The following is a 23,652-nucleotide window of genomic DNA, read 5'->3' as shown; positions in this document are numbered from 1 at the left end:
CAGCCTGACCTCCGGATCAACCCTTGCCAACAAGATAGATGCGCAGCTTCCCGGTCGTGCCGGGACCCACGGCGCAGCGCACCCGCAGCCACTGGCCGAACCCGCTCACCGCCCAGGTGATCAGGCCCGGCGCGTCGATGCGGTGCTCGTCGTCGTCCAGCGGGCACCAGTGCAGGCCGTCGGGGGAGATCTCGGTGCGGAATACCAGCGGGCCGTCCAGGTCGAGGGCCTGCACGAAGAACCGGGCCTCGGCGGCCCACGGCAGCTCGTAGGGTTCGGTCGCGAAGTCCTCGCGCACCACGGTGTTGCGTTCCAGGACAGCCGTCGTCGTCGAGCGCATGTCGTGCCTCACCAATCCACCGAGATCAGGACCGAGTCCAGGAACAGGAAGTTGCGGACGCCGCAGTGCGTGCGGACCGAGAAGTAGAAGTTGAGCAGGTTGTCCAGCGTGCCGTAGCGGTCCGGGTACGGCGGCACGGGCACGTCCCGCATGTCCATCACGCGGTCGTTGAGCTGGAGCTCCACATTGGACCGGGTGCTGGTGTCGATGTCCCAGCGCAGGTAGTGCCAGTTGATCTTGGTGGGCACCTCGTTGACGCACATCTCCAATGGCTCGCCGAAGGTGCGCCAGTCGTCCGGGTCCGGGGCGGTGAAGTCGGCGGCGTAGGGGAGGGCGAACTTGCCCTCCTGGTGGTCGCGCGGCGTCGGTTCCGGCACCACCGGGTACATCCAGCGGTTCGTCATCTCGCCGTCCAGGTTGGTGTTCTGGTAGCGGATGACGTTGTGGTAGCGCAGGCCGCCGTCCGAGCAGATGTCGGTGGCCACGGTGAACGCCCCGAACTGCGACTCCGACGGGTGCCGGTTGCCGTCCCACGGCACCGACGCGGGCGCCTCGTGCCCGACGGTGGCTTCGGCCTTGAACGCGAAGTGGGTCTCGATGCGGACCCGGCCGCGGCCCGCCATCGTCAGGCGGCGGATGCCGGTCGCGGTGTGGCCGGGGTAGGGGCGCGTCGCGAGCTTGAGCGCGTAGTTGCCGCTCAGCGTGCCGTGCGTGCCGACGTCGAAGAACGTGCACGAGGACAGCTGCGGCGGGCGGAAGTCGCGCATGTGGTCGTCCACGGTGTCCAGGTCGCCGCGGCCGTCGTAGTTGCCGAGCAGCTCGGTCCAGCCGTGCGTGGTGGAGTCGAACCGGTCGAAGCACAGCACGCGGGACAGCGGGTTGTACTTCGACAGGGCCGTCTCATTAACGTTCATGGAAGTCAAAGCGGTTCCTTGTCTCTTGACCGCAGGGAAAGCGAACTCGTAGCCTGTCGCCACCATGAACGTTAATGTAGACGTTCGTCAGACGCAACGAAGGGTCTGCGATGAGACTCCGGATCAGCCGGGCCACGGTGGGCTCGACCGTGGGCACGGCGCTCGAGTGGTACGACTTCTCCCTCTACGGCACGGCCGCCGCACTCGTGCTGCCGCAGGTGTTCTTCCCCTCCGGTGACCCCGTCGTCGCGACCCTGTCGTCGCTGGCCACGTTCGCCGTCGGGTTCTTCGCGCGCCCGGTCGGCGGCGTGATCATCGGCATCCTCGGCGACCGCGTCGGGCGCCGCACGATGCTGTTCGTGACCCTGATGGTGATGGCCGTGGCGTCCACGCTGATCGGCCTGCTGCCCAGCTATGCCACCGCCGGCGTGTTCGCGCCGGTGGCGCTGGTGCTGCTGCGGGTCGTGCAGGGGCTCGGCGCCGGCGGCGAGTACGCCGGGGCGATGCTGCTGTCCGCCGAGCACGCCGAAACCAGGGCGCGTGGCATCAACGCCAGCGCGCCGACGCTCGGCAACGCGGTCGGCTCGCTGGTCGCGACCGGCGTGTTCTTCCTGACCTCGGCGCTGATGTCCGATGCGGACTTCACCGGCTGGGGCTGGCGGATCCCGTTCCTGCTCAGCTGCCTGGTCGGTGTCGCGGGCGTGATCGTGCGGCTCAAGGTGCCGGACAGCCCGGAGTTCGAACGCGCCAAGGAGGAGGGCCGCGCCACGCGGGCGCCGCTGCGGGCGCTGTTCGCCACTTCCGGGCGCAAGATCCTGCCCGGCATGCTGATCTCCGTCGCACCCAACGTGATCAGCTACCTGCCTTCGGTCTACGCGCTGAGCTACCTGACCAAGGAGGTCGGCACCGCGGCGTGGGTCGGCCTGCTGGGCATCGTCATCGCCAACGCGCTCAAGGTGGTCACCGTGCCGACCGCGGGCTGGCTGTGCGACCGCTTCGGGCGGCGGCCGGTGATGATGACCGGGGCGACCGCGGCGGCGCTGCTGTTCTACCCGTTCTTCTTCCTGCTGGACACCGGCACGCCGGTGGTGATCTGGGCGGCGCTGGTCCTGCTCTACACGCTGTGCAACGACCTGACGCTGGCCTCGCAGGCGACGATGATGTCCGAGCTGTTCCCGGTCGGCTACCGCTACACCGGCGTCACGTTCACCCGCGAGATCGCCGGCGCGGTGGTCGGCGGCTGCATCCCGTTCGTGGCGGCCGCGCTGACGTCCGCGTCCGGCGGGCAGACCTGGCCGATCGCGCTGGTGTGCGGGTTGTTGTGCCTGCTCTCGGTGCTGGGGGCGCGGTTCATCGCCGAGCCGGAGCACCTGCGCCGCCGCGGCGCCGCGCGGGTGACGGCCCCGGCGGGAGGGTGACGCCCGGCACCCCGCCACGTACCATGGCGCCAATCCGACCGGGCGTTCGGTTATTCGAGGCGAGGAGGCCGAGGTGGGCGCGTTCCCGATGACGTTGGACGCCGGCGCCGCGACGAGCCTGGAGTCCTGGCGCGACGTGCTGGCCAGCGCGTTCGTGCCGCTGGACGTCGTCTCGGTCGGGAACCGGTTCCACGGGCGGGTGCACGCCCGGCCGATGGCCGACCTGCAGGTCTCCGTGGTCAGCTCGACGCGCCAGGTCACGCGGCGCACCCGCGGCCTGATCCGGCGCCGGGCGGGCGACCTGTACAAGGTGGGGTTGCAGCTGCGCGGGCACGGCGTCGTCCAGCAGGACGGCCGCACCGCGCGGCTGGCGCCCGGTGATCTGACCGTGTACGACACGAACCGGCCGTACGAGCTGGTTTTCGACGACGACTTCGAGATGCTGGTGCTGCTCGTGCCGCGGCGGCGGCTGAAGCCGCGGGCGCCGCGGGTGGACGATCTGACGGCGGTGACGATCCCCGGTTCGGCCGGCAGTGGCGCGCTGACGTCGGCGTTGCTGCGCGGGCTGGACCCGCGGGTGGCGCGGCCCGGCCCGGAGGCGGGTTTCCTGTCCGACGCGGCGGTCGACATGCTGGCCGCGTGTTTCGCCGCGCAGGCCGAGCCGCCCGCGGACACGGTGGTCACGGCGGCGCAGCGGTACATCGAGGAGCACCTGTCCGACCCGGCGCTGTCCCCGTCCGAAGTGGCCGCCGCGGTGCACGTTTCGTTGCGCCAGCTGCAGAAACTGTTCGAACGCCGCGGCGCGACGATCACCGGCTGGATCCGGGACCGCAGGCTCGAGCGGTGCTGGCACGACCTGGCCGACCCGGCGTTGGCGGCCCGCCCGGTCGCGGCGATCGCGGCGTCGTGGGGCTTGGTGGATGCGGCGCAGTTCAGCCGCACCTTCCGGGCCAAGTACGGCCGCACCCCGCGCGAGCACCGGGCGCAGCTGGTGGCGGGGTAGCGCGCGCCGGTGTTCGTGCAGCGGGTCCGGCTTGCCCCGGGCGCGGATCTGGGCAGCTACCCGTTCACCCTGCCCGTGGTGGCGCACCTGGCCCGCTCCGGCGGTCTGCCGCTGGCGCCCGGGGTGACCTTCCTGGTCGGTGAGAACGGCAGCGGCAAGTCGACCCTGGTGGAGGCGCTCGCGGTAGCCGCGGGTTTCAACCCCGAGGGCGGCAGCCGGAACTTCAACTTCGCGACCCGCGCCAGCGAGTCGGCCCTGGGCGATCACCTGGGGTGTTTCGTCACGAACGCTCGCACGGGGAGTCGTTCCGGGGCCTAGTGAGGCACCGGTTCGGGCCACATGGCCTACACCTGCCGGATGAGCCGGATGAGCCGGAAGCGACGCTCTCGGCGCGCGGGTGCGCGGGTGCGCGGGTGCGCGGCGGTGCTGGCGCGGCTGGCCGAACTCACCGAGCAGCGCGGCTGCCGGTGCGCCTGACCCGCGACTTCCTCGCCGCGCCGCAGCGGTATCTGCGGCACCTGCTCGCCGAGAGCTGATCTGGTGCGCGCACGCACAAGAGCCGTGCGCGCAGACGCAAGACCGGCCACTGTGACGTGGCGCATCCTCGGGGCAGACGGCCCGTCCGGGTCGTGGTCGACGCCGATCGCCGAGGAGCACCGCCCGTGACCACCATCGAGACCTTCCCCAGCCAGCTCTTCCTAGCCGGCCAGTGGCGCGACGGCACCGGAGGCACGTTCGCCGACCTCAACCCGGCCACCGAGGAGAAGCTGGTCGACGTCGCCGCCGCGTCCGCGCAGGACGTGGACGCCGCGGTCAAGGCCGCCCGCGCCCAGCTGTCCGGCGAGTGGGCCGCCCTGCCCGGCTCCCAGCGGGGCCTCATCCTCAACCGCGTCGCCGACCTGATCGACCGCGACGCCGAGCTGCTCGCCCGTCTCGAAGCACTCGACATCGGCAAGCCCGTCGGCCAGCCGACCGTGCTCGACATGCCCAACGCCGCCCGCACGTTCCGGCACTTCGCCGGCTGGGCCGACAAGATCACCGGCCAGGTCATCCCGACCGACGGCTACCTCGGCCGCCCCACCCACTCCTACACGCGCCGCGAGCCGGTCGGCGTCATCGCCGCCATCATCCCGTGGAACACGCCGCTGATGATCACCGCGTGGAAGCTCGCACCCGCGCTGGCCGCGGGCAACACCGTCGTGGTCAAGCCGCCGGAGGACGCGCCGCTGTCGATCCTGCACCTGGCCAAGCTCCTCAAGGAGGCCGGCCTGCCCGACGGCGTGGTCAGCGTGCTGCCCGGCCTCGGCGAGGTCACCGGCCAGGCGCTGATCGACCACCCGGACGTCGACAAGATCAGCTTCACCGGCAGCCCCGAGGTCGGCCGCCACGTCGGCGTCGCCGCGGCCCAGTCGTTCAAGCGCATCACCCTGGAACTGGGCGGCAAGTCGCCGCAGATCATCCTCGCCGACGCCGACCTCGAAGCGGCCATCGGCGGCACCGCGATGGGCCTGTTCTTCAACCAGGGCCAGGTCTGCGCCGCGGGCACCCGCGTGCTCGTGCACCGTTCGCTGTACTCCGACGTGGTCGACGCCCTCGCCGGCGCCGCGCGGCAGCAGGTGCTCGGCGACCCGCTCGACCCCGTCACCACGATGGGCGCGCTGGTCAACAAGAAGCAGCAGGAGCGCGTGCTCGGCTACATCGAGAAGGGCCGCGCCGAGGGCGCCCGGCTCGTCGCCGGCGGTACCCGCCCCGAGCGGCCCGGCTACTTCGTGCAGCCGACCATCTTCGCGGACGTGGACAACGACATGACGATCGCGCGCGAGGAGATCTTCGGCCCGGTCGGCTCGGTGATCCCGTTCGACGACCCGGCCGACGCCGTCCGCATCGCCAACAACACCACCTACGGCCTCGCCGCCACCATCTGGACCCGGGACGTGACCGCCGCGTACACCCTCGCCGCGCAGGTTCGCGCCGGTGCGGTCGGCGTGAACGGCTGGGCCCCGATCGACGCCGCCCTGCCGTGGGGCGGGATGAAGTCCAGCGGCGTCGGCCGCGAGCTCGGCTGGAGCGGGATCCTCGCCAACACCGAGGAGAAGGTCGTCACCGTCGTCCTGTAAGGACGCTCGCTCGAGGAGGAGCAGCATGCCCATCACCACCAAGGTGTCCCTGGTCCGCCAGGCCCCAGGCACTTACGAAACCGCCACCGTCGAGCTGGACGACCCGCGCCAGGGCGAGGTCACCGTCAAGCTGGCCGCGTCCGGCCTGTGCCACTCCGACGACCACGTGGCCACCGGTGACGTGCCCGTCGCGGTGTACCCGTACGTCGGCGGACACGAGGGCGCCGGTGTCGTCACCGCGGTCGGCCCGAACACGCCCGGCTACGAGGTGGGCGACCACGTCGTGTTCTCGTTCCTGCCCGCGTGCGGCAAGTGCGAGTTCTGCGCCCAGGGGCTGTCCAACCTGTGCGACCTCGGCGCGTCGCTGCTCACCGGCGCCCGCGCGGACGACCCGACGAGCTTCCGGATGACCGAGAACGGCAACCCGGTCGGGCAGCAGTGCGGCATCTCTACGTTCGCCGAGTACACCACCGCGTCGGTGGACTCGGTCGTCAAGATCGGCAAGGACATCCCGCTGAAGGCGGCCGCGCTCGTCGGGTGCGGCGTGCCGACCGGGTGGGGTTCGGCGGTCAACTCGGCCGACATCAAGCCCGGCGCGGTCGTGATCGTCATGGGCATCGGCGGCATCGGCGCGAACGCCCTGCAGGGCGCGGCGCACGCCGGCGCGAAGACGATCATCGCCGTGGACCCCGTGCAGTTCAAGCGGGACAAGGCGAAGGTGTTCGGCGCGACCCACGCGTTCGCCACCATCGAGGAGGCGGCCGACCTCGCGCGCTCGCTGACCAACGGGCAGGGCGCGGACGCCACGATCGTGACGATCGGTGTCGTGCAGGGCGACCACGTCGGCCAGGCGCTGGCGTCGATCCGCAAGGCCGGGACGGTCGTGCTGACCGGCCTCGGCAACATCACCGAGGCCGGCGCGCCGATTGCGCTGGGCGATTTGACGCTCATGCAGAAGCGGCTGCAGGGCTCGCTGTTCGGCGAGTCCAACCCGCGCCGCGACATCCCCAACCTGCTGCGCATGTACCAGGCGGGCCAGCTCAAGCTCGAGGAGCTGATCACGCGCGAGTACACACTCGACGAGGTCGCCCGGGCGTACGAGGACATGCACGCGGGCCGCAACATCCGCGGCCTGGTGGTGTTCGACTGAGACGGCGGACGGCCCGGCGCTCGACGGGGGTGCCGGGCCGTCCGTGTTCAGCCGTTGACCTCGTCGATCAGCTTCGCCAATGTCTCCGCCGTCAACGGGCTGCCCGGGAAGGCGGACATCCGGCTCAGCGGCAGGCTGCCGACCAGCGAGATGGTCGACGGGTCGGCCACCAGTCGTCCGATCCGCCCGTCGGCCGCGGCGAAGGCCTGTCCCAGCAGTTCCGCGCCGCGCGGGTCGGCGAACCATTCGGCCACTGTGGATTCCCCGGTGAGCGGCACCCGCACCTCGTCGCCGGGCACCTCGGCCACCGCGGTCGTGTGCAGGTGGCGTGAGGACGAGCCCACCGCGCAGTGGTATTCGCCGCCCTCCACGATCCACCGGTTCACGCGGGTGTCCCAGCAGGCCAGGTCCTCGCGGGCGATGCGCAACACCACTTCGGCCGTCTCGCCCGCCGCGATCGGGACGTTCGCAAACGCTTTCAGCTCGCGCGGAGCCCGCCGCACCGCCGAACCGGGCACGCTCACGTACACCTGCACGACCTCGCGGCCGTCCCGCTGCCCGGTGTTCGTCACCGGGACCCGGATCTCGATGCCCGCGCCCGTGGCGGTCGCCTCCGCGGCGCCGTACTCGAAAGTGGTGTACGACAACCCGAACCCGAACGGGTAGGCAACCTCCTGCTCGCGGGCGTCGAAGCCGCGGTAGCCGACGTGCAGGCCTTCGCCGTAGCGCACGTGCCCGTTCTCGCCGGGGAAGTCCAGGTAGGACGGGTGGTCGGCGAGCCGCACCGGGATCGTCTCGGCCAGCCGGCCCGACGGGTTGGTCCGTCCGAAGAGGACGTCGGCGAGCGCGCTGCCGCCGGCCTGTCCGAGCAGCCAGCCCTCCACAATGGCCGGCACCGCCGCCTCCCACGGGCGGGTCAGCACGACACCGCCGTTGGACAGCACCACCACGGTGCGCGGGTTCGCCGCCGCGACCCGCTCGACCAGCTCGCGGTGCGCGGCGGGCAGCTCGACGCTCTCCCGGTCGGCGCCCTCGGTCTCGTGCTCGCTGCCGACGAAGACCAGCGCGACGTCGCTCTCCGCGGCGAGCGCCACCGCCTCGTCGATGTCGTCGTAGCCGGGCGCGAAGCGGACCTCGGCCGATTCGGAGAGCGCGGTGAGGGCGTCGTCCAGCCGCGTCGGGGTGATGTGCGAGCTGCCGCCGCCCTGGTAACGCGGGGTGCGGGCGAACTCGCCGATCACCGCGAGCGACCGGCCCTCGGACAGCGGCAGCAGGCCGCCCTCGTTCTTGAGCAGCACGATGGCCCGCGCGGCGATCTCGCGGGCGAGGGCGTGGTGGGCGTCCGCGTCGAACTCGGCGGGCTCCCGCTCCGCGGCGCGCTCGCCCAGCGCGCGGACCCGGTCGGCGGCCGCCCGGAGCGCGGCGGGATCGAGCCGCCCGTCTGCCACCGCCTCGGCCAGTGCCCGGTCGCCGGCGTCGTCCGGGCCGGGCATCGCCAGGTCCAGCCCCGCGGCGACGGCGGCGACCCGGTCCGCGACCGCGCCCCAGTCCGACACCACCAGGCCCTCGAACCCCCACTCCTCGCGCAGGACTTCGGTGAGCAGCCAGTGGTTCTGGCTCGCGTGGACGCCGTTGATCCGGTTGTACGAGCACATCACCGTCCACGGCCGCGCCTGCGTCACCACCCGCTGGAACGCGCGCAGGTACATCTCCCGCAGGGAGCGCTCGTCGACGTCGGCGCTGATCCGCATGCGGTCGGTTTCCTGGCTGTTGACCGCGAAGTGCTTCAGGGACGCGCCGACGCCCCGGCTCTGCAGGCCGCGCACCCACTCGGTCGCCAGCACGCCGGTCAGCAGCGGGTCCTCGGAGAAGTACTCGAAGTTGCGGCCGCCCAGCGGGGTGCGCTTGAGGTTGATGCCGGGGCCCAGCAGGACGGCGACGTCCATCGCGCGGCACTCGTCGCCCAGCGCCTCGCCCATGCGGCGCAGCAGGCCCGGGTCCCAGGTCGAGGCCGTCGCGACGGCGGGCGGGAAGCAGGTGGCCGGGCGGCCGGTGACGACGTCGTCCTCGCTCGCCTGCAGGCGCAGGCCGTGCGGGCCGTCGGTGACGGTGATCGAGGGGAGCCCGGCCGCCGGGGTGGTGTGCCAGAAGTCGTTGCCGCTGGTGAGGGCCGCCTGCTCGGCGACGGTGGGATCAGGCTGCACGGAGCGTCCTTACCTAGTACCTACTAAGTACTCGGTAGCCTAGGATGGGCGTGTGGAGGCGGTCAAGACGAGGCGGGACCGGACGCGGCTGCCCGCGGCGCAGCGGCGGCGGCAGATCCTCGACGTGGCGACGCGCCTGATCGGCGAGGGCGGGTTCTGGGCGCTGTCGATGCAGGACGTGGCCGACGCGTGCGGGCTGACGGTGCCCGGGCTGCTGCACCACGTCGGGTCGAAGGACGGGCTGCTGCTGGCCGTGCTCGACCACCGGGACGCCGAGGACTTCCGGTCGCTCGCGGAGCAGCTGGGGCTGGGCGCGGACGCGACGGGCTGGCCGCGGGACATCTCACTGGCCGAGGCGTGCGAGGCGCTGGTGCGGCGCAACGCCACGCAACCGGAGATCGTGCGGCTGTTTTCGGTGCTGCAGGCGGAATCGCTGGCGCCGGGCCACCCCGCGGCGGCCTACTTCGCGGCGCGGCAGGAGCGGGTGCTGGCGGAGTTCACGGCCATGGCGTCCGGCCGCGTGCCCGACCCGGCGTCGCTGGCGCGCCAGGTGATGGCGACGATGGACGGGCTGCAGATCCAGTGGCTCCGCGACCCGGACGGCACGGACCTGGTGGCGGAGTGGCAAGCCGCGGCGGAGCGCTTGTTCGCGGGGCTGTGACTAGTCCGGCAGCAGGCGGAACAGCAGGATGATCCCGAGCGTGAGCACGGCGCACGCCACCGCCAGCCACATGTAGCTCTGCATCGGCGAGTCGTACAGGGTGTGGACGTTGCCGTGGCGGTTCAGCCGGCGGCCGATCACCCGGATCAGCACCGCGCTGAGGACGAAACCCGCCACCCAGCCGATGTCGGTGACGAGCGAGTGCCCGTCGAACAGGTTCTGGACCACCGCGCCCGCGATCAGGCCCAGCAGGAGCAGCGGCCCCACCAGGCAGCCCGCGCCGGACCACCGGACCGCACCGACCGGAACCACCGGCCCACCCCCTCACCGCCGCCCGTGATTATCGATCACCGGCGGCGGGAGTCAAGCGTCCTTCTCGTCGAGGGTGACGTCGCCCGCGGCCCAGTGGCTGCCGGGCACCTCGGTGACGATCACGCGCACCGACTCCTTCGGCGCGTCCAGTGCCGCCACCGTGGCCTCGGTCAGGGCGGTGATCAGCGCGCGTATCCGCTCCGGGTCGCGGCCTTCGCGCAGGCTGACCTGGATCAACGGCATCGAAGCCTCCTCGGGTGCCGGGGTCCGGGCTCCCATCATCGCGGACCCCGGCGCGGGAGGTCAGGACAGCCGCACCGGTTCGGCCGGCGTTTCCGCGGTCGCGCGGTCGGCGGCTTCGCGCTCGGCCCGGCCCCACGTCTCACGCGTCAGCAGCGCCGACACCAGGCCCAGCGCGGAGTAGGCGAGGAACAGCAGCGCCGGCCCGAGCCAGCCCAGCCACAGGAACAGCAGCGTCGTCACGAACGGCGTGACACCCGAGATCATCGCCGAGATCTGGTATGCCAGCGACGCCCCAGAGGAGCGGGTCTTGGCCTGGAACAGCTCCGGGAACCACGCGCCCTGCGCGCCGGCCAGCGCGTTCTGGCACACCGCGTACGACACGATCACCGTGACCACGATCGCGATCAGCGACGCCGTGTTCACCAGCAGGAACATCGGGATCGCCCACAGCGCGCCGAACAGTGTCACCCACAGGTAGACGGGACGCCGTCCGATGCGGTCGGTCAGCCCGCCCCACGCGATCGTCGCGCCGATGCCGACCGTCGACGCGATGCACAGCGCCATGATCGTCTCGCCGCTGGTCGCCAGCTCCTCGGACTTCAGGTACGAGATCATGTACGTGATGGCCACGGCGTACCCCGCGGTCTCGGCGATCCGCAGCCCGATGCCGCGCAGCACGTTGCGCCAGTCCTCGCGCAGCACCTGCACGATCGGCGCCTTCACGATGTCGCCGCTGTCGCGCACGTCCTCGAACACCGGCGACTCGGGCACCTTCGCGCGCACGATCAGGCCGACGATCACCAGGATCAGGCTGGCCAGGAACGGCACCCGCCACGCCCAGTCGCCGGACAGGTTCACCGACACCAGGAACACCAGGTTCGCCAGCAGCAGTCCGATCGGGAACCCCGCTTGCACGATGCCGGTGAACGCGCCCTTGCGGCGCCACGGCGCGTGCTCGTAGGTCATCAGGATCGCGCCGCCCCACTCGGCGCCGTAGGCGATGCCCTGGATGATCCGCACGGTCACCAACAGCGCCGGGGCCAGCACGCCGGCCGTCTCGTACGTCGGCAGCAGCCCGATCGCGAACGTCGCCAGTCCCATCACGATCAGGGACGCGACCAGCACCGGCTTGCGGCCGATCTTGTCGCCGAGGTGGCCGCCGATGATGCCGCCGATCGGCCGCGCGACGAACCCGACACCGAGCGTGGCGAACGCGGACAGCGTGCCGATGACGGGTGAGGCGCTGGGGAAGAACGCGTGTCCGAAGTAGAGCGCCGCGGCGGTGCCGAAGCCGATGAAGTCGTAGCTCTCGATCACGGCCCCCGCGGTGGAGCCCCACGCGACGCGGCGCGCATCGGGCGTGCCGTGCACCGGACCGCGCATGGTGAGCGCTTCGCTGCGCATTGTCGATTGCCTTCCTGTCAGGGGCCACCACGACCCTACGTCGCCGTGCCCTCCTGTTAACAATGCAGGACATCGTGCGTTGCTATCCCAGTGATGTCAACAGTGTGTTTCCTGTTCTACCTCGCTGTCATGGGCAAAATCTGCGGAAACCTTGTCTGTTGACACAGCTCTGTTAACATTGCCGACCATGGAACGAACCGGATGGCCGGGCTGTTCGACGATCAGCTTCCGGCACCTGCCACTGCCGGCGGCGCTGGCGGTCATCGCGGAGTGCGGCTTCGGCGAGATCGACCTCGGCGCGCTGCCGGGGGTGTGCGACCACGTGCCGTACGACCTGACCGACGACGCGGTGCGCGCCGTCGCCGCTGAGGTGGCGGCCTCCGGTCTGCGGGTCCGTTCGGTCAACGGCGACATCGGTGACCTGAACCGCCCGCACGACGAGGACGAGCGGGCGGCCCACCTGCGCCGCCTGCTCGACCTCACCGCGGCCTGCGCGGCCGACGCACTGGTCCTGCCCTGCGGTGCCCAGTCCCACGACCCGGTCGCGACCCTGGACGCGGACCTCGACCTGGTCGCGGCGCAGCTGCACCGGGCCGCCGAGGCCGCCGCGCGGCACGGCGTCGCCCTGTGGGTCGAGGCCCCGCACTACCACCGCCTGTGCTGGAACACCGATCTGGCCGCCGAGCTGGCCGACCGGCTCGACCCGTCGGTGGGCCTGGTGCTCGACACCAGCCACATCGTCGCCTCCGGCGGCGACCCCGCCGCCTACGCCGAGCGGTTCGCCGCGCGCATCGCCCACGTGCACCTGCGCGACGCCACCCCGGGTCACATCAACCACAGCATCGGCAACGGGGTGGTCGACTTCGCGGCCACCTTCGCCGCGTTGCGTGCCACCGGCTACCAGGGCGCCAGCTCCCTGGAACTGGAGACCCGGGACGTCACCGACGACGAACGGCCGGCGGCCGCGGTCAAGGCCGCGGCCTACATCGCCGGCCTGTGAACCCCATGCAAGGAGACACCGAAATGCCTGACACGCAGCGCACCGCCGTGATCACCGGGGCAGGCGCGCCCCGCGGGATCGGCAAGGCCACCGCCGCCCGCCTCGCCCGGGACGGCTGGGCCGTGGCCGTGCTCGACCTGAACGAGCCCGCCGCCAAAGAGGCCGCCGACGAGATCGCCGCCGGGACCGGCGCGCCGGTGTTCGCGCACGGCGTCGACGTGGCCGACGAGCCGTCCGTGCTCGCCGCCTACCGGGCCGTGCGCGCCGAGGTCGACGCCGGGCGGCTGCCGACCGTCGGCGCGGTCGTCAACATCGCCGGCATCACCTCGCCGGTGCCGTTCCTGGAGACCACGCTCGAACTGTGGAACAAGGTGATGGCGGTCAACGCGACCGGCACCTACCTGGTCACCAAGGCGTTCCTGCCGGACCTGATCGAGGCGGGCTGGGGCCGGATCGTGAACATGTCCTCGGTGTCGGCGCAGCAGGGCGGCGGCGTGTTCGGCCGCACGCCGTACAGCTCGGCGAAGGCCGCGATCCTCGGCTTCACCAAGGCGCTGGCCCGCGAACTGGGCGACGCGGGGGTCACCGTCAACGCGGTCGCGCCGGGCGCGGTGGACACCGACATCCGCGTCGGCACCACCGAGGAGCTCGAGGCCGCGATCGTCAAGAGCATCCCCATCGGCCGCCAGGCCACCGTGGCCGACGTGGCCGGCGTGATCGCGTGGCTCACCAGCGAGGACGCCGGTTACCTGCAGGGCACGACCATCGACATCAACGGTGGCTCGTTCCTCCACTGAGGACGGGAAGCGCGATGACCTACCTCAGCAACGATCCGGCGACCTTCGCCGAGGACGCGCTCGCCGGGTTCTGCGAGCTGCACGCGGACACCGTGCGGCGCGTGCCCGGCGGGGCCGTCCGCCGCAACCGGCCGTCGCGGCCCAAGGTGGCCGTGCTGCCCGGCGGCGGGTCCGGCCACTACCCGGCCTTCTACGGCGTCATCGGTCCCGGCCTGGCCGACGGCGCGGTGAGCGGCAACCTGTTCACCTCGCCGTCCGCGCAGGACGCGGTGTCGGTGGCGCGGGCGGCGCACTCCGGCGCGGGCGTCGTCTTCACCTACGGCAACTACGCCGGCGACGTGATGAACTTCGGCCTGGCCACCGAACGCCTGCGGGCGCAGGGGATCCGGGCGGAGAACGTCGTGGTCACCGACGACATCGCCAGCGCGGAGCTGCCCGCCGAGCGCCGCGGCATCGCCGGGGACTTCACCGTCTTCAAGGTGATGGGCGCGGCCGCCGAGGAGGGCATGGACCTGGACGAGGTCGTGCGCGTCGGCCGCAAGGCCAACGACGCGACCCGCACGATCGGCGCCGCCTTCGCCGGCTGCACGTTCCCCGGCGCGGACGCCCCGCTGTTCACCGTGCCGGACGGGCACATGGGCCTCGGGCTCGGCATCCACGGCGAACCCGGCCTGCGCGACGTGCCGCGGCCTGCCGCGCGGGAACTCGCCGCGGATTTCGTGCGGCGCGTCCTCGCGGAGAAACCGGCCGGGGCGGGGGAGCGGATCGCGGTGCTGCTCAACGGGCTCGGCTCGGTCAAGCACGAGGAGCTGTTCGTGCTGTGGGCCGACGTGAGCCGCCTGCTGCGCGAATCCGGCCACACGCTGGTGCTGCCGGAGGTCGGCGAGCTCGTGACCAGCCTCGACATGGCCGGGGTGTCGCTGACCGTGACCTGGCTGGACGACGAGCTGGAACGGCTGTGGACCGCGCCCGCGTGGACGCCCGCGTTCCGCCGAGGCGCCAGCGCCGCGGACTCCGGCGAGGAGGCCGTCGCGGAGGTGACCGACGACGGCCCGCGGTTCGCCGAGGCCTCCGCGGAGTCCCGGGAACTGGCCGGGGCGGTGCTCGACGGGCTGCGCGCGGTGCGGAAAGCGTTGCGGGAAGCCGAATCCGAGCTGGGCGCGATCGACGCGGTGGCCGGTGACGGCGACCACGGCCGTGGCATGGTCCGCGGCATCGACGCCGCCGTCACCGCCGCGGAAGCCGCCTGGCACCAGGGCGCGGGGGCGGGCGACGTGCTCGCCGCCGCCGGTGACGAGTGGGCTGCCCGCGCCGGCGGCACGTCCGGGGTCCTGTGGGGCGCCGGGCTGCGTGCGGCGGGCGAGGTCATCGGCGACGGCACGATCGACGCGGTCGCCGCCGTGGACGCGTTCACCGAGCGCGTGATGTCCCTCGGCGGCGCCGAGCCCGGCGACAAGACCCTGGTCGACGCGCTGGTGCCGTTCCGCGAGCGGCTCGCCTCGGGCACCTGGGCGCAGGCCGCGGCCGCCGCCGAAGACGCTGCCCGCGCCACCGCCGATCTGGTGCCGCGCAGGGGACGGGCCCGCCCGCTCGCCGAGCGCAGCGTCGGCACCCCGGACCCGGGAGCCGTGTCGCTGGCCCTGATCGCCCGCACCGTCTCCGAGTACCTGCGAGAAGGGACGCGATGAACTACCGCATCGTGGTCGGCTGCGACGACGCCGGCCTGGACTACAAGGAACAACTCGCCGCCGACCTGCGGGCCGACCCGCGGGTGGCGGAGGTGATCGACCTGGGCGTGCACCGCGGCGCGGACGACGTGCACCGGCCCTACCCGGAGATCGGGCTCGCCGCGGGCGAGGCGATCCGCGACGGCAGGGCCGACCGGGCGGTGCTGGTGTGCGGCACCGGCATCGGGATGGCGCTGTCGGCGAACAAGGTGCCCGGCGTGCGGGCCACCACCGCGCACGACTCGTTCTCCGTCGAACGCTCGATCCTGTCCAACAACTGCCAGGTGCTCGCGCTCGGGCAGCGGGTGGTCGGGCTGGAGCTGGCACGGCGGCTCGTGGCAGAGTGGCTGGGATACACCTTCGACGAGCGGTCCGCCAGCGCGGCGAAGGTATCGTTGATCAGCGAGTACGAGCGGTGCTGACGACCAGCCCGGGGAGGGCGCGCGTGGTGAAGGAGCCGAACCGCAACCTGCGGCAGATGGCTGTCGACACGCTGCGCCAGGCCATCACGACCGGCGAGTTCCCGCCGGGCAGCCACCTCGGCGAGGTGCAGGTCTCCGAGCAGCTCGGCATCAGCCGCGGCACCCTGCGCGAGGCGTTCCGCCAGCTCCAGCAGGAGGGGCTCGTCGAATACGGCGAGCGCGGCCGCGTCACGGTCCGGCTGATCAGCGAGAAGGACATCATCAACACCTTCACCGTCCGGGCGGCGCTGGAGGCGCTGGCCGGCGAGACGCTGGCGTCGAGCTACTACCGCGAGGAGCACTGCCGCCGCCTGCGGGCCGCGGTGGACCGGATGGCGCGCGCCACCCGGGTGTCGCTGGAGGCCCAGATCGAGGCCGACCTGGCCTTCCACGAGCTGCTGGTCGAGCTGACCGACAATGACGCGCTGGTGCGCTCGTGGAAGCTCCTCGAAGGCCCGATCCGCATGTGCATCATGTACCGCGGCCTGGAACGCGCCCTGTCCAACATGAGCCCGGGCCGCCACCTGGAGATCGTCACGGCGATCGAGTCCGGTGACCCGGTCAAGACGCAGAGCGTGATCTCCGAGCACATGGTCGCCACCGCGCAGGCCCTGCTGTTCGGCACGGTGCGCACCCGCCCGCGCATCGAGATCACCGGCGAGAACTGACTCTTCCCCCCGGGCGTGTTTTCCGCCCGGATCACGAAAGCGACGCAATCCATGACTGCATCGATCGCGCCGTCGGCGACCCGTGCCGACCGCGTCGCCGCGGCGGCCCACCGCATGCGGCACCACATCCTGAACATGGGCGAGGCCCAGGGCCAGGGCTACGTCGGGCAGGCGCTCGGCGCCGCCGACCTGCTCGCCACCGTCTACACCGACCAGCTGCGGCTGCGGCCTCAAGACCCGGAGTGGCCGGAGCGGGACCGGTTCCTGCTCTCCACCGGGCACTACGCCATCGGGCTGTACGCGGCGCTGGCCGAGGCCGGGGTGGTGCCGGTCGAGGAGCTGGAGACCTACGGCTCGGACGACTCGCGCCTGCCCATGTCGGGCATGGCGACCTACACCCCGGGCATGGAGATCTCCGGCGGCTCGCTCGGTCACGGGCTGACCGTCGCCGTCGGCATGGCGCTCGGGCTGCGGTTGCGGGGCTCGTCGTCGCGGGTGTTCAACTTCCTCTCCGACGGCGAGCTCGACGAGGGCTCCACGTGGGAAGCCGCGATGGGCGCCGCGCACCACCGGCTCGGGCTGCTCACCGCGATGGTCGACATCAACGCGCTGCAGGCCGACGGCCCCACCGCCGGTGTGCTGCGCACCGAGCCGGTCGTGGACAAGTGGGCGGCCGCGGGCTGGTTCGTCCGCCGCGTGGACGGCAACGACATCCCCGCCCTGCTCGGCGCGTTCGACGAGATCGCCGAGCAGGCGCGGCCGGACGGGCAGCCGTCGGTGCTGCTGTGCGACACCCGCATCGGCCGGGGCGTGCCGCTGCTGGAGACCAGGGAGAAGGCGCATTTCATGCGCATCGACGAGCACGAGTGGGACATCTGCCGCGGGCAGCTGGACGAAGGAGCGCGGGCGTGACCACCACCAAACGGCTGACCACGTCGGCGATGATCGCGTCGTTCGCCGACCCCGGCCAGAAGACGACGAGCGCGCCGTTCGGGCACGCGCTGGCCGCGCTCGCCGAGCAGGACACCCGGGTCGTCGGGCTGACCGCGGACCTCGGCAAGTACACCGACATGCACGTGTTCGCCCAGGCCCACCCGGACCGGTTCTTCCAGATGGGAATGGCCGAGCAGCTGCTGCTCGGCGCCGCGGCGGGCATGGCCGAGGTCGGGCTGGTGCCGTTCGCGTCCACCTACTCGGTGTTCGCGGCGCGGCGCGCGTACGACTTCCTGTGCCTGGACATCGCCGAGCCGAACCTCAACGTCAACGTGGTCGGCGGCCTGCCCGGCCTGACCACCGGGTACGGGCCGAGCCACCAGGCCACCGAGGACATCGCGATCTTTCGCAGCATGCCGAACCTGACGATCGTGGACCCGTGCGACTCGGTCGACATCGAGCAGGCCGTGCCGCAGCTGGCCGCGTGCGAGGGGCCGACGTACCTGCGGTTGCTGCGCGGCAAGGTGCCGACGGTGCTGGACGAGTACGACTACTCCTTCGAGCTCGGCAAGGCTGCCGTGCTCCGCGGCGGGAACGACGTCGTGTTCGTCTCCAGTGGACTGATGACGATGCGTGCGCTGCAGGCGGCGGAGAAGCTGGCCGCGCACAAGGTCGACGTGGCCGTCGTGCATACACCGACGATCAAGCCGTTCGACTCGGAGACCGTGCTGCGCGAGATCGCCGGCGACCGGCTCGCGGTGACGCTGGAGAACCACACGGTGGTCGGCGGCCTGTTCGAGACGGTGGCCTCGGCGGCGGTGCGGGCCGGGGTGTCCGGCCGGATCGTGCCGGTCGCGCTGCCGGACGAGTTCCTGGCCGCCGGAGCGCTGCCCACGCTGCACGACCGGTACGGGCTGGCCACGGACCGCGTGGTGGAGCGGGTGCTGGCTGAGCTCGGCTGAGGCACCTCGGCTGAACGCCCGCTGCGTGACCACCTCCGTTGAACGCCGTGCGCTACCCCCGGACGGGGGTAGCGCCACCGCGCGGGTGTCGACGTGCCCTGGTCACGCGGGTACCGTGGGGCGACCGACGATGGTGTGGTGCGAGGAGGACGGACGCCGATGTCTGACGCCCGCTCGGTGCTGCATGTCGAGTTGGAGGGCGCCGCCCGCGTGGCGGGTCTGCCCGTCGTGTTCGGGGGCGAGGTGGTCGACGGCCGGTTGCGGCTGTCGGGCTTCGTCGGGACACGCACGACCGCGCTGCACAACCTGGACGTCCTGCCCGGCGCGGGCCTCGGCGGCCGCGTGCTGATGCAGGGCCACCCGATCGCCGTGAGCGACTACGGCAGCGCCCGCACCATCACCCACGACTACGACCGCCCGGTGCTCGCCGAGGGGCTGGCGTCGATCATCGCCGTGCCGGTCCGGGCCGGCGGGCGCTGCCGCGGCGTGCTGTACGGCGCGGTGCGGCGGCCGGTGACGTTCGGCGACCGCGTCCGCGACGCCCTCATGGAGTCCGGCAAGCGCCTCGCCCGTGAGCTGAGCGAGCGCGACGAGCTGACCGCGCGCCTCGACTCGCTGTCCCCCGGGGCCACCCGCGAGGAGCTGCGCTCCGTGCACTCCGAGCTGCGGGCCATCGCCGGCGCGCTGCCCGACCCCGAGGCGCGCCGCCGGATCTACGCGGCCGCGCAACGGCTCGTCGACCTCGGCGAGGGCAAACCCGTCCAGGGCCCGCGGGTGCGTCTGTCCACCCGGGAGACCGACGTGCTCGCCCAGGTCGCCCTCGGCTTCACCAACGGCGAGGTCGCCGAGCGGCTGTCGCTGTCGCGGGAGACCGTCAAGGCCTACCTCGGTTCCGTGATGCGCAAGCTGGACGCCCACACCCGCCACGAAGCCGTCGTCAAGGCGCGCCGGCTGATGCTGCTGCCCTGAGGCCGGTGGCGCCGCGCGGCGCCACCGGCCCCCGGTTCAGGCCACGGTCGCTTCGCTGGCCTGCCCGGCCGTCATCGCGGTGCCGCGGGTCTCCTTCAGCGCCAGCGTGGACACCAGCGAGATCAGCCCCGTCACCGCGAGCATCACGCCGACCGCGATGCTGCCGAAGCTCGCGGTCAGGCCGGGCGCCACCAGCGGCGGAATCGCGCCACCCAGGACACCCGCGAGGTTGTAACCCAGGCCCGCGCCGGTGTAGCGGAAGCGGGTCTGGAACAACTCCGGCAGGAACGACCCGGCCGGCCCGTACGCCACTGCGAAGATCATCAGCGTGACCAGCACACCGACGGCGAACGCGACCGGGCTGCCGGTGTCCAGCAACGGGAACAGCGCCAGCGACCACACCACGCCGAGCGCCGAGGAGTACACGATCACCCGCCGCCGCCCGAGCCGGTCCGACAGCACGCCGGCGACCACGATGACGATCCCGAACGCCACCGCCGCCGCGATGCCGATGCCCAGCACCACCGGCCGCGTCAGCCCCGCCCCGGTCTTGCTCGTGCCGTAGCTGGTCAGGTACGTGGTGCCCATGTAGAAGAACGCGAACAGCATCGTCAGCGAACCGGCCGACAGCAGGATCTCCCGCGGTTGCTTGCGCACCGCCTCCAGGAACGGCAGCCGCTTCGGGCGGTCCAGGCCCGCGGTGCCGCCCGCCGCGACGAACGCCGGGGTCTCGGCGATGCTCATCCGCACATAGAACCCGACGGCCACCAGCAGGATGCTCACCAGGAACGGCACCCGCCACCCGTAGTCCAGGAACGCGGCGTCCGCGTCGCCCATCACCAGGTTCGTCACCAGGAACGTGCCGCTGGACAACGCGAACGCGATCGCGGGGCCCAGCTGCGGGAACACCGCGTACAGGCCGCGTTTGGCCGGTGGCGCGTACTCCGCGGTCAGCAGCGTCGCCCCGGCCCACTCGCCGCCGACCGCGAGCCCCTGCGCGAACCGCAGCACGACCAGGATGATCGGCGCGGCCACCCCGATGGTCGCCGCGCCCGGCAGCAGTCCGATGAGGACGGTGGCGATGCCCATCAGCAGCAGCGTGGAGATCAGGGTGCGCTTGCGGCCGATGCGGTCGCCGAAGTGTCCGAACAGGATCGCGCCGACCGGCCGGGCGATGAACGCGACGGCGAACGTGGCGAACGCGGCCACGGTCCCGGCCGTCGCGCCGAGCGCGGGGAAGAACACCTTCGGGAACACCAGCGCGGCCGCGGTGCCGTAGATGAAGAAGTCGTAGTACTCGATGGTCGTCCCGACGCAGCTGGCCACGGCCACCTTGCGCATCGGGACCGCCGGGGTCTGGCTCGACACGGGTTCTCCTCGTCGTTGAGGTCTCACTGGCCAGGAATCGTCCGGTATGGACAAAACGGGCGCTACCCCCATCCGTGGGTATCGCCCCGGCGGCGGCCGATTGCATGATGTCGGGCAGCCCGAGCGAAAGGACACAAAGCGGTGAACGCGACCGATGCCTACCGTGCGAGCAGGGACCAGCTGGTGGCGCTGCGGGAGGACCACGCCCGCGCCGTGGCCGAGTTCCGCTGGCCCGAGCTGGGGGAGCGGTTCAACTGGGCGGTGGACTGGTTCGACGCGATCGCGCGCGACAACGACCGGCCCGCGCTGGTGATCGCCGAGGAGGACGGCACCACCACACAGCGGTCCTTCGCCGAGATGTCCCGCGCCTCGGACCGGCTGGCCGCGTGGCTGCGCGAGCGGGGCGTGCGCCGCGGCGTTCCGGTGCTGCTGATGCTCGGCAACCAGGTCGAGCTGTGGGAGTCGATGCTGGCGATCATGAAGCTGGGCGCGGTGATCCTGCCGACCACCAGCGCCGTCGGCCCGGCCGACCTGACCGACCGGATCACCCGCAGCGGCGCGGAGTTCGTCATCTGCAACGCCGCCGACACCGGCAAGTTCGCCGACGTGCCCGGCGGCTACACCCAGATCAGCGTCGGCGCGGCGGACGGCTGGGCCGACCTGCGTGAGGCCGCGGACACGCCGCACGTCCCGGTCGAACACCCGGGCACCGCGCCCGGCGACCCGCTACTGCTGTACTTCACCTCGGGCACCACGTCCCGGCCGAAGCTGGTGGAGCACACCCAGGTGTCCTACCCGGTCGGGCATCTGTCCACGATGTACTTCCTCGGGCTGCGGCCGGGCGACGTGCACCTCAACATCTCCTCGCCCGGCTGGGCGAAGCACGCGTGGTCGTGCTTCTTCGCGCCGTGGATCGCCGAGGCGACGATCTTCGTCTACAACTACCGCCGCTTCGACGCCGCCGCGCTGCTGGAGCAGCTGCGGAAGCGCGAAGTCTCCTCGTTCTGCGCCCCGCCCACGGTGTGGCGCATGCTGATCAACGCCGACCTGGGCGAGCGGCCGTCCGCGCTGCGCGAGGTCATCGGCGCGGGGGAACCGCTCAACCCGGAGGTGATCGAGCAGGTCCGGCGGGCGTGGGGGCTGACGATCAGGGACGGCTTCGGGCAGACCGAGACGACCGCGCAGGTCGGCAACACGCCCGGCTCGCCGGTCAAGGCCGGCTCGATGGGCCGCGCCCTGCCGGGGGTGCCGGTCGTGCTGGTCGACCCGGCGAGCGGGCAGCCGCTGACCGGTCCCGGCGAGGGCGAGATCTGCCTGGACCTGTCGCGCTCGCCGGTGAACCTGATGACCGGCTACCGCGGCGACCCCGAGCGCAACGCCGAGGCCATGGCGGGCGGTTACTACCACACGGGTGACGTGGCGACGATCGACGCCGAGGGCTACATCACCTACATCGGCCGCACCGACGACGTGTTCAAGGCCAGCGACTACAAGATCAGCCCGTTCGAGCTGGAGTCGGTCCTGATCGAGCACCCGGCGGTGGCCGAGGCGGCGGTCGTGCCCGCGCCGGACCCGGTGCGGCTGGCCGTGCCCAAGGCCTACGTCGCGCTCGCGCCCGGCCACGAGCCGACCAAGGAGACCGCGTTGTCGATCCTGCGGCACGCCCGCGAGAACCTCGCGCCGTGGCAGCGGGTGCGGCGGCTCGAGTTCTTCGAGCTGCCCAAGACGATCTCCGGCAAGATCCGGCGCGTCGAGCTGCGGTCCCGCGAGGACGAGCTGGGCACGGGCAGCCCCGCGGAGTGGCGCGACGACCAGTTCCCGGACCTGCGCGGCTGAACGGTCCCTCCCGCGCGCAGTAGGTTGGAGGTGAGCAACCAGTGTGAGGGAGGACGAACGTGGGTCTGAAAGTCGGCTACAAGGCCTCGGCGGAGCAGTTCGGTCCGCGGGATCTGGTCGAGTACGCCGTGCGGGCCGAGGAGCTGGGCCTGGACTCGGTGATGGTGTCCGACCACTTCCTGCCGTGGCGGCACGAGGGCGGGCACGCCCCGTTCGCGTTGTCCTGGATGTCGGCGGTGGCGGAGCGGACGAACCGGGTGCAGATCGGGACGAGCGTGCTGACCCCGACGTTCCGGTACAACCCGGCGGTGATCGCGCAGGCGTTCGCGACGATGTCGCTGCTGTCGGGCGGCCGGGTGATTCTCGGCGTGGGCACGGGCGAGGCGCTCAACGAGATCGCGGTGTCGGGCCGGGAGTGGCCGGAGTTCAAGGAGCGGTTCGCGCGGCTGCGTGAGGCGATCAAGCTGATGCGCGAGCTGTGGACCACCGACAACGTGTCGTTCGAGGGCGAGTACTACACCCTGGTCAACGCCAAGATCTACGACCGGCCGGAGCAGCCGGTGCCGGTGTACGTGGCCGCGGGCGGCCCGGTGGTGGCCAAGTACGCGGGCCGGGCCGGCGACGGCTTCATCTGCACCTCGGGCAAGGGCATGGAGCTCTACAACGACAAGCTCATGCCGGCGGTCGCCGAGGGTGCCGCGGCGGCGGAGCGGGACGTCGCGGGCATCGACAAGATGATCGAGATCAAGATGTCCTACGACCGGGACCACGAGAAGGCGCTGGAGAACACCCGGTTCTGGGCGCCGCTGTCGCTGACTCCGGAGCAGAAGCACAGCGTGTCCTCGGCCGAGGAGATGGAGCGCCTGGCCGACGAGCTGCCGATCGAGCAGGTCGCCAAGCGGTGGATCGTGGCCTCCGACCCGGACGAGGCCGTCGCGCAGATCAAGCCGTACCTGGACGCGGGCCTGAACCACCTCGTGTTCCACGGCCCCGGCCACGACCAGGAGCGGTTCCTGACGCAGTTCGCCGAGGACGTCCTGCCGCGGCTGCGCGCACTGGGCTGAGCCCCGCGCGCCGCTCACGGCCGTGGTGCCGGTGGGCGGTCGCCGTTGCTGCGGCTGCGCGAGCTGGGTTGATCGCGCCGCGCCGCTCGCGGGCAGTGGTG

The 23,652-nt window shown here is 72.0% G+C and carries 23 protein-coding genes; 16 read left to right on the top strand and 7 right to left on the bottom strand.

Annotated features, from left to right (window positions below; all coding sequences use genetic code 11):
• Positions 1-16 precede the first annotated feature (16 nt).
• Positions 17-352, bottom strand: a complete 336-nt coding sequence (locus ABZ193_RS34625) for a hypothetical protein (protein WP_235716273.1) — start codon at positions 350-352, stop codon at positions 17-19.
• On the bottom strand, positions 349-1,254 hold the full coding sequence (locus ABZ193_RS34620; protein WP_017981535.1) for a DUF6772 family protein: 906 nt from the start codon (positions 1,252-1,254) through the stop codon (positions 349-351). The genes ABZ193_RS34625 and ABZ193_RS34620 overlap by 4 nt, the downstream gene beginning before the upstream one ends.
• Positions 1,255-1,364: 110 nt before the next feature.
• Between ABZ193_RS34620 and ABZ193_RS34615 the strand changes: the two genes are divergently transcribed.
• From ABZ193_RS34615 to ABZ193_RS34595, 5 genes are all read left to right on the top strand, one after another.
• The gene (locus tag ABZ193_RS34615) at positions 1,365-2,672 is read left to right on the top strand and encodes an MFS transporter (protein ID WP_237338721.1); all 1,308 of its coding nucleotides are present in this window, start codon (positions 1,365-1,367) and stop codon (positions 2,670-2,672) included.
• Positions 2,673-2,760: 88 nt separating this feature from the next.
• The gene (locus ABZ193_RS34610; RefSeq protein WP_027936482.1) at positions 2,761-3,675 is read left to right on the top strand and encodes a helix-turn-helix domain-containing protein; all 915 of its coding nucleotides are present in this window, start codon (positions 2,761-2,763) and stop codon (positions 3,673-3,675) included.
• Positions 3,676-3,684: 9 nt separating this feature from the next.
• Positions 3,685-3,993 (top strand): AAA family ATPase, encoded by a 309-nt coding sequence (locus tag ABZ193_RS34605; RefSeq protein ID WP_020422172.1) that lies wholly within the window; start codon positions 3,685-3,687, stop codon positions 3,991-3,993.
• Between the two features lie 344 nt (positions 3,994-4,337).
• Complete coding sequence (gene styD / locus ABZ193_RS34600; RefSeq protein WP_354712841.1) at positions 4,338-5,792, top strand: phenylacetaldehyde dehydrogenase StyD; 1,455 nt, start codon at positions 4,338-4,340, stop codon at positions 5,790-5,792.
• Between the two features lie 25 nt (positions 5,793-5,817).
• Positions 5,818-6,942 carry an NDMA-dependent alcohol dehydrogenase gene (locus ABZ193_RS34595; protein WP_354712840.1) on the top strand — a complete coding sequence of 375 codons (1,125 nt, stop codon included), beginning with the start codon at positions 5,818-5,820 and terminating at the stop codon, positions 6,940-6,942.
• 47 nt (positions 6,943-6,989) lie between these two features.
• On the opposite strand, the gene ABZ193_RS34590 is transcribed toward ABZ193_RS34595, so the two are convergent.
• A complete protein-coding gene (locus tag ABZ193_RS34590; RefSeq protein ID WP_354712839.1) occupies positions 6,990-9,146 on the bottom strand; it encodes a glycoside hydrolase family 3 C-terminal domain-containing protein in 2,157 nt (718 codons plus the stop codon).
• A gap of 52 nt (positions 9,147-9,198) precedes the next feature.
• On the opposite strand from ABZ193_RS34590, the gene ABZ193_RS34585 reads away from it, so the two are divergent.
• Positions 9,199-9,807, top strand: a complete 609-nt coding sequence (locus tag ABZ193_RS34585) for a helix-turn-helix domain-containing protein (protein ID WP_354712838.1) — start codon at positions 9,199-9,201, stop codon at positions 9,805-9,807.
• Here the strand turns inward: ABZ193_RS34585 and ABZ193_RS34580 are convergent, their stop codons facing one another.
• The 3 genes from ABZ193_RS34580 to ABZ193_RS34570 are packed head-to-tail and all read right to left on the bottom strand — an operon-like array spanning position 9,808 to position 11,766.
• Positions 9,808-10,119 (bottom strand): hypothetical protein, encoded by a 312-nt coding sequence (locus ABZ193_RS34580; protein ID WP_237338716.1) that lies wholly within the window; start codon positions 10,117-10,119, stop codon positions 9,808-9,810. It abuts the gene before it with no gap.
• Positions 10,120-10,170: 51 nt separating this feature from the next.
• Complete coding sequence (locus ABZ193_RS34575) at positions 10,171-10,362, bottom strand: tautomerase family protein (RefSeq protein WP_354712837.1); 192 nt, start codon at positions 10,360-10,362, stop codon at positions 10,171-10,173.
• Positions 10,363-10,422: 60 nt separating this feature from the next.
• Complete coding sequence (locus ABZ193_RS34570; RefSeq protein ID WP_354712836.1) at positions 10,423-11,766, bottom strand: MFS transporter; 1,344 nt, start codon at positions 11,764-11,766, stop codon at positions 10,423-10,425.
• 187 nt (positions 11,767-11,953) lie between these two features.
• On the opposite strand from ABZ193_RS34570, the gene ABZ193_RS34565 reads away from it, so the two are divergent.
• The 8 genes from ABZ193_RS34565 (at position 11,954) to ABZ193_RS34530 (ending at position 19,283) form a co-directional block, all read left to right on the top strand.
• Positions 11,954-12,766 carry a sugar phosphate isomerase/epimerase gene (locus ABZ193_RS34565; protein ID WP_354712835.1) on the top strand — a complete coding sequence of 271 codons (813 nt, stop codon included), beginning with the start codon at positions 11,954-11,956 and terminating at the stop codon, positions 12,764-12,766.
• Positions 12,767-12,789: 23 nt separating this feature from the next.
• Complete coding sequence (locus ABZ193_RS34560; protein WP_020422181.1) at positions 12,790-13,563, top strand: SDR family NAD(P)-dependent oxidoreductase; 774 nt, start codon at positions 12,790-12,792, stop codon at positions 13,561-13,563.
• Between the two features lie 14 nt (positions 13,564-13,577).
• Positions 13,578-15,251 (top strand): dihydroxyacetone kinase family protein, encoded by a 1,674-nt coding sequence (locus ABZ193_RS34555; RefSeq protein WP_354712834.1) that lies wholly within the window; start codon positions 13,578-13,580, stop codon positions 15,249-15,251.
• Positions 15,248-15,712: a ribose-5-phosphate isomerase gene (locus ABZ193_RS34550; protein ID WP_354712833.1), complete on the top strand. Its 465-nt coding sequence runs from the start codon at positions 15,248-15,250 to the stop codon at positions 15,710-15,712. The genes ABZ193_RS34555 and ABZ193_RS34550 overlap by 4 nt, the downstream gene beginning before the upstream one ends.
• Positions 15,713-15,735: 23 nt before the next feature.
• Positions 15,736-16,419, top strand: a complete 684-nt coding sequence (locus ABZ193_RS34545) for a GntR family transcriptional regulator (RefSeq protein WP_020422184.1) — start codon at positions 15,736-15,738, stop codon at positions 16,417-16,419.
• 51 nt (positions 16,420-16,470) lie between these two features.
• Positions 16,471-17,331 carry a transketolase gene (locus ABZ193_RS34540; protein WP_354712832.1) on the top strand — a complete coding sequence of 287 codons (861 nt, stop codon included), beginning with the start codon at positions 16,471-16,473 and terminating at the stop codon, positions 17,329-17,331.
• A complete protein-coding gene (locus ABZ193_RS34535) occupies positions 17,328-18,314 on the top strand; it encodes a transketolase C-terminal domain-containing protein (protein ID WP_354712831.1) in 987 nt (328 codons plus the stop codon). The genes ABZ193_RS34540 and ABZ193_RS34535 overlap by 4 nt, the downstream gene beginning before the upstream one ends.
• 159 nt (positions 18,315-18,473) lie before the next feature.
• Entirely contained in the window at positions 18,474-19,283 is an 810-nt protein-coding gene (locus ABZ193_RS34530) for a LuxR C-terminal-related transcriptional regulator (protein WP_020422187.1), read from the top strand.
• Between the two features lie 36 nt (positions 19,284-19,319).
• Here ABZ193_RS34530 and ABZ193_RS34525 read toward each other — a convergent pair whose 3' ends face one another.
• The gene (locus ABZ193_RS34525; protein WP_237338709.1) at positions 19,320-20,651 is read right to left on the bottom strand and encodes an MFS transporter; all 1,332 of its coding nucleotides are present in this window, start codon (positions 20,649-20,651) and stop codon (positions 19,320-19,322) included.
• Between the two features lie 141 nt (positions 20,652-20,792).
• Between ABZ193_RS34525 and ABZ193_RS34520 the strand changes: the two genes are divergently transcribed.
• Positions 20,793-22,487, top strand: a complete 1,695-nt coding sequence (locus ABZ193_RS34520) for an AMP-binding protein (protein ID WP_354712830.1) — start codon at positions 20,793-20,795, stop codon at positions 22,485-22,487.
• Between the two features lie 59 nt (positions 22,488-22,546).
• Positions 22,547-23,551, top strand: coding sequence for a glucose-6-phosphate dehydrogenase (coenzyme-F420) (gene fgd / locus ABZ193_RS34515; RefSeq protein WP_020422190.1), 1,005 nt, complete (start codon positions 22,547-22,549; stop codon positions 23,549-23,551).
• Positions 23,552-23,652 lie beyond the last annotated feature (101 nt).

Origin of the sequence: Amycolatopsis sp. NPDC006125, assembly GCF_040614195.1 — a bacterium.
Taxonomy (GTDB): Bacteria; Actinomycetota; Actinomycetes; order Mycobacteriales; family Pseudonocardiaceae; genus Amycolatopsis_E; species Amycolatopsis_E tucumanensis.
Note: the sequence above shows the minus strand (reverse complement) of the source record. Positions and strands in the feature narration are given on the sequence as shown.

Excerpts from the sequence above, each read along its gene's own strand:
- ABZ193_RS34570 (WP_354712836.1), bottom strand. The coding sequence starts at position 11,766 with ATGCGCAGCGAAGCGCTCACCATGCGCGGTCCGGTGCACGGCACGCCC.
- ABZ193_RS34610 (WP_027936482.1), top strand. The coding sequence starts at position 2,761 with ATGACGTTGGACGCCGGCGCCGCGACGAGCCTGGAGTCCTGGCGCGAC.
- ABZ193_RS34620 (WP_017981535.1), bottom strand. The coding sequence starts at position 1,254 with ATGAACGTTAATGAGACGGCCCTGTCGAAGTACAACCCGCTGTCCCGC.
- ABZ193_RS34540 (WP_354712832.1), top strand. The coding sequence starts at position 16,471 with ATGACTGCATCGATCGCGCCGTCGGCGACCCGTGCCGACCGCGTCGCC.
- ABZ193_RS34575 (WP_354712837.1), bottom strand. The coding sequence starts at position 10,362 with ATGCCGTTGATCCAGGTCAGCCTGCGCGAAGGCCGCGACCCGGAGCGG.
- ABZ193_RS34615 (WP_237338721.1), top strand. The coding sequence starts at position 1,365 with ATGAGACTCCGGATCAGCCGGGCCACGGTGGGCTCGACCGTGGGCACG.
- ABZ193_RS34565 (WP_354712835.1), top strand. The coding sequence starts at position 11,954 with ATGGAACGAACCGGATGGCCGGGCTGTTCGACGATCAGCTTCCGGCAC.
- ABZ193_RS34550 (WP_354712833.1), top strand. The coding sequence starts at position 15,248 with ATGAACTACCGCATCGTGGTCGGCTGCGACGACGCCGGCCTGGACTAC.
- ABZ193_RS34560 (WP_020422181.1), top strand. The coding sequence starts at position 12,790 with ATGCCTGACACGCAGCGCACCGCCGTGATCACCGGGGCAGGCGCGCCC.
- ABZ193_RS34530 (WP_020422187.1), top strand. The coding sequence starts at position 18,474 with ATGTCTGACGCCCGCTCGGTGCTGCATGTCGAGTTGGAGGGCGCCGCC.
- ABZ193_RS34555 (WP_354712834.1), top strand. The coding sequence starts at position 13,578 with ATGACCTACCTCAGCAACGATCCGGCGACCTTCGCCGAGGACGCGCTC.
- ABZ193_RS34595 (WP_354712840.1), top strand. The coding sequence starts at position 5,818 with ATGCCCATCACCACCAAGGTGTCCCTGGTCCGCCAGGCCCCAGGCACT.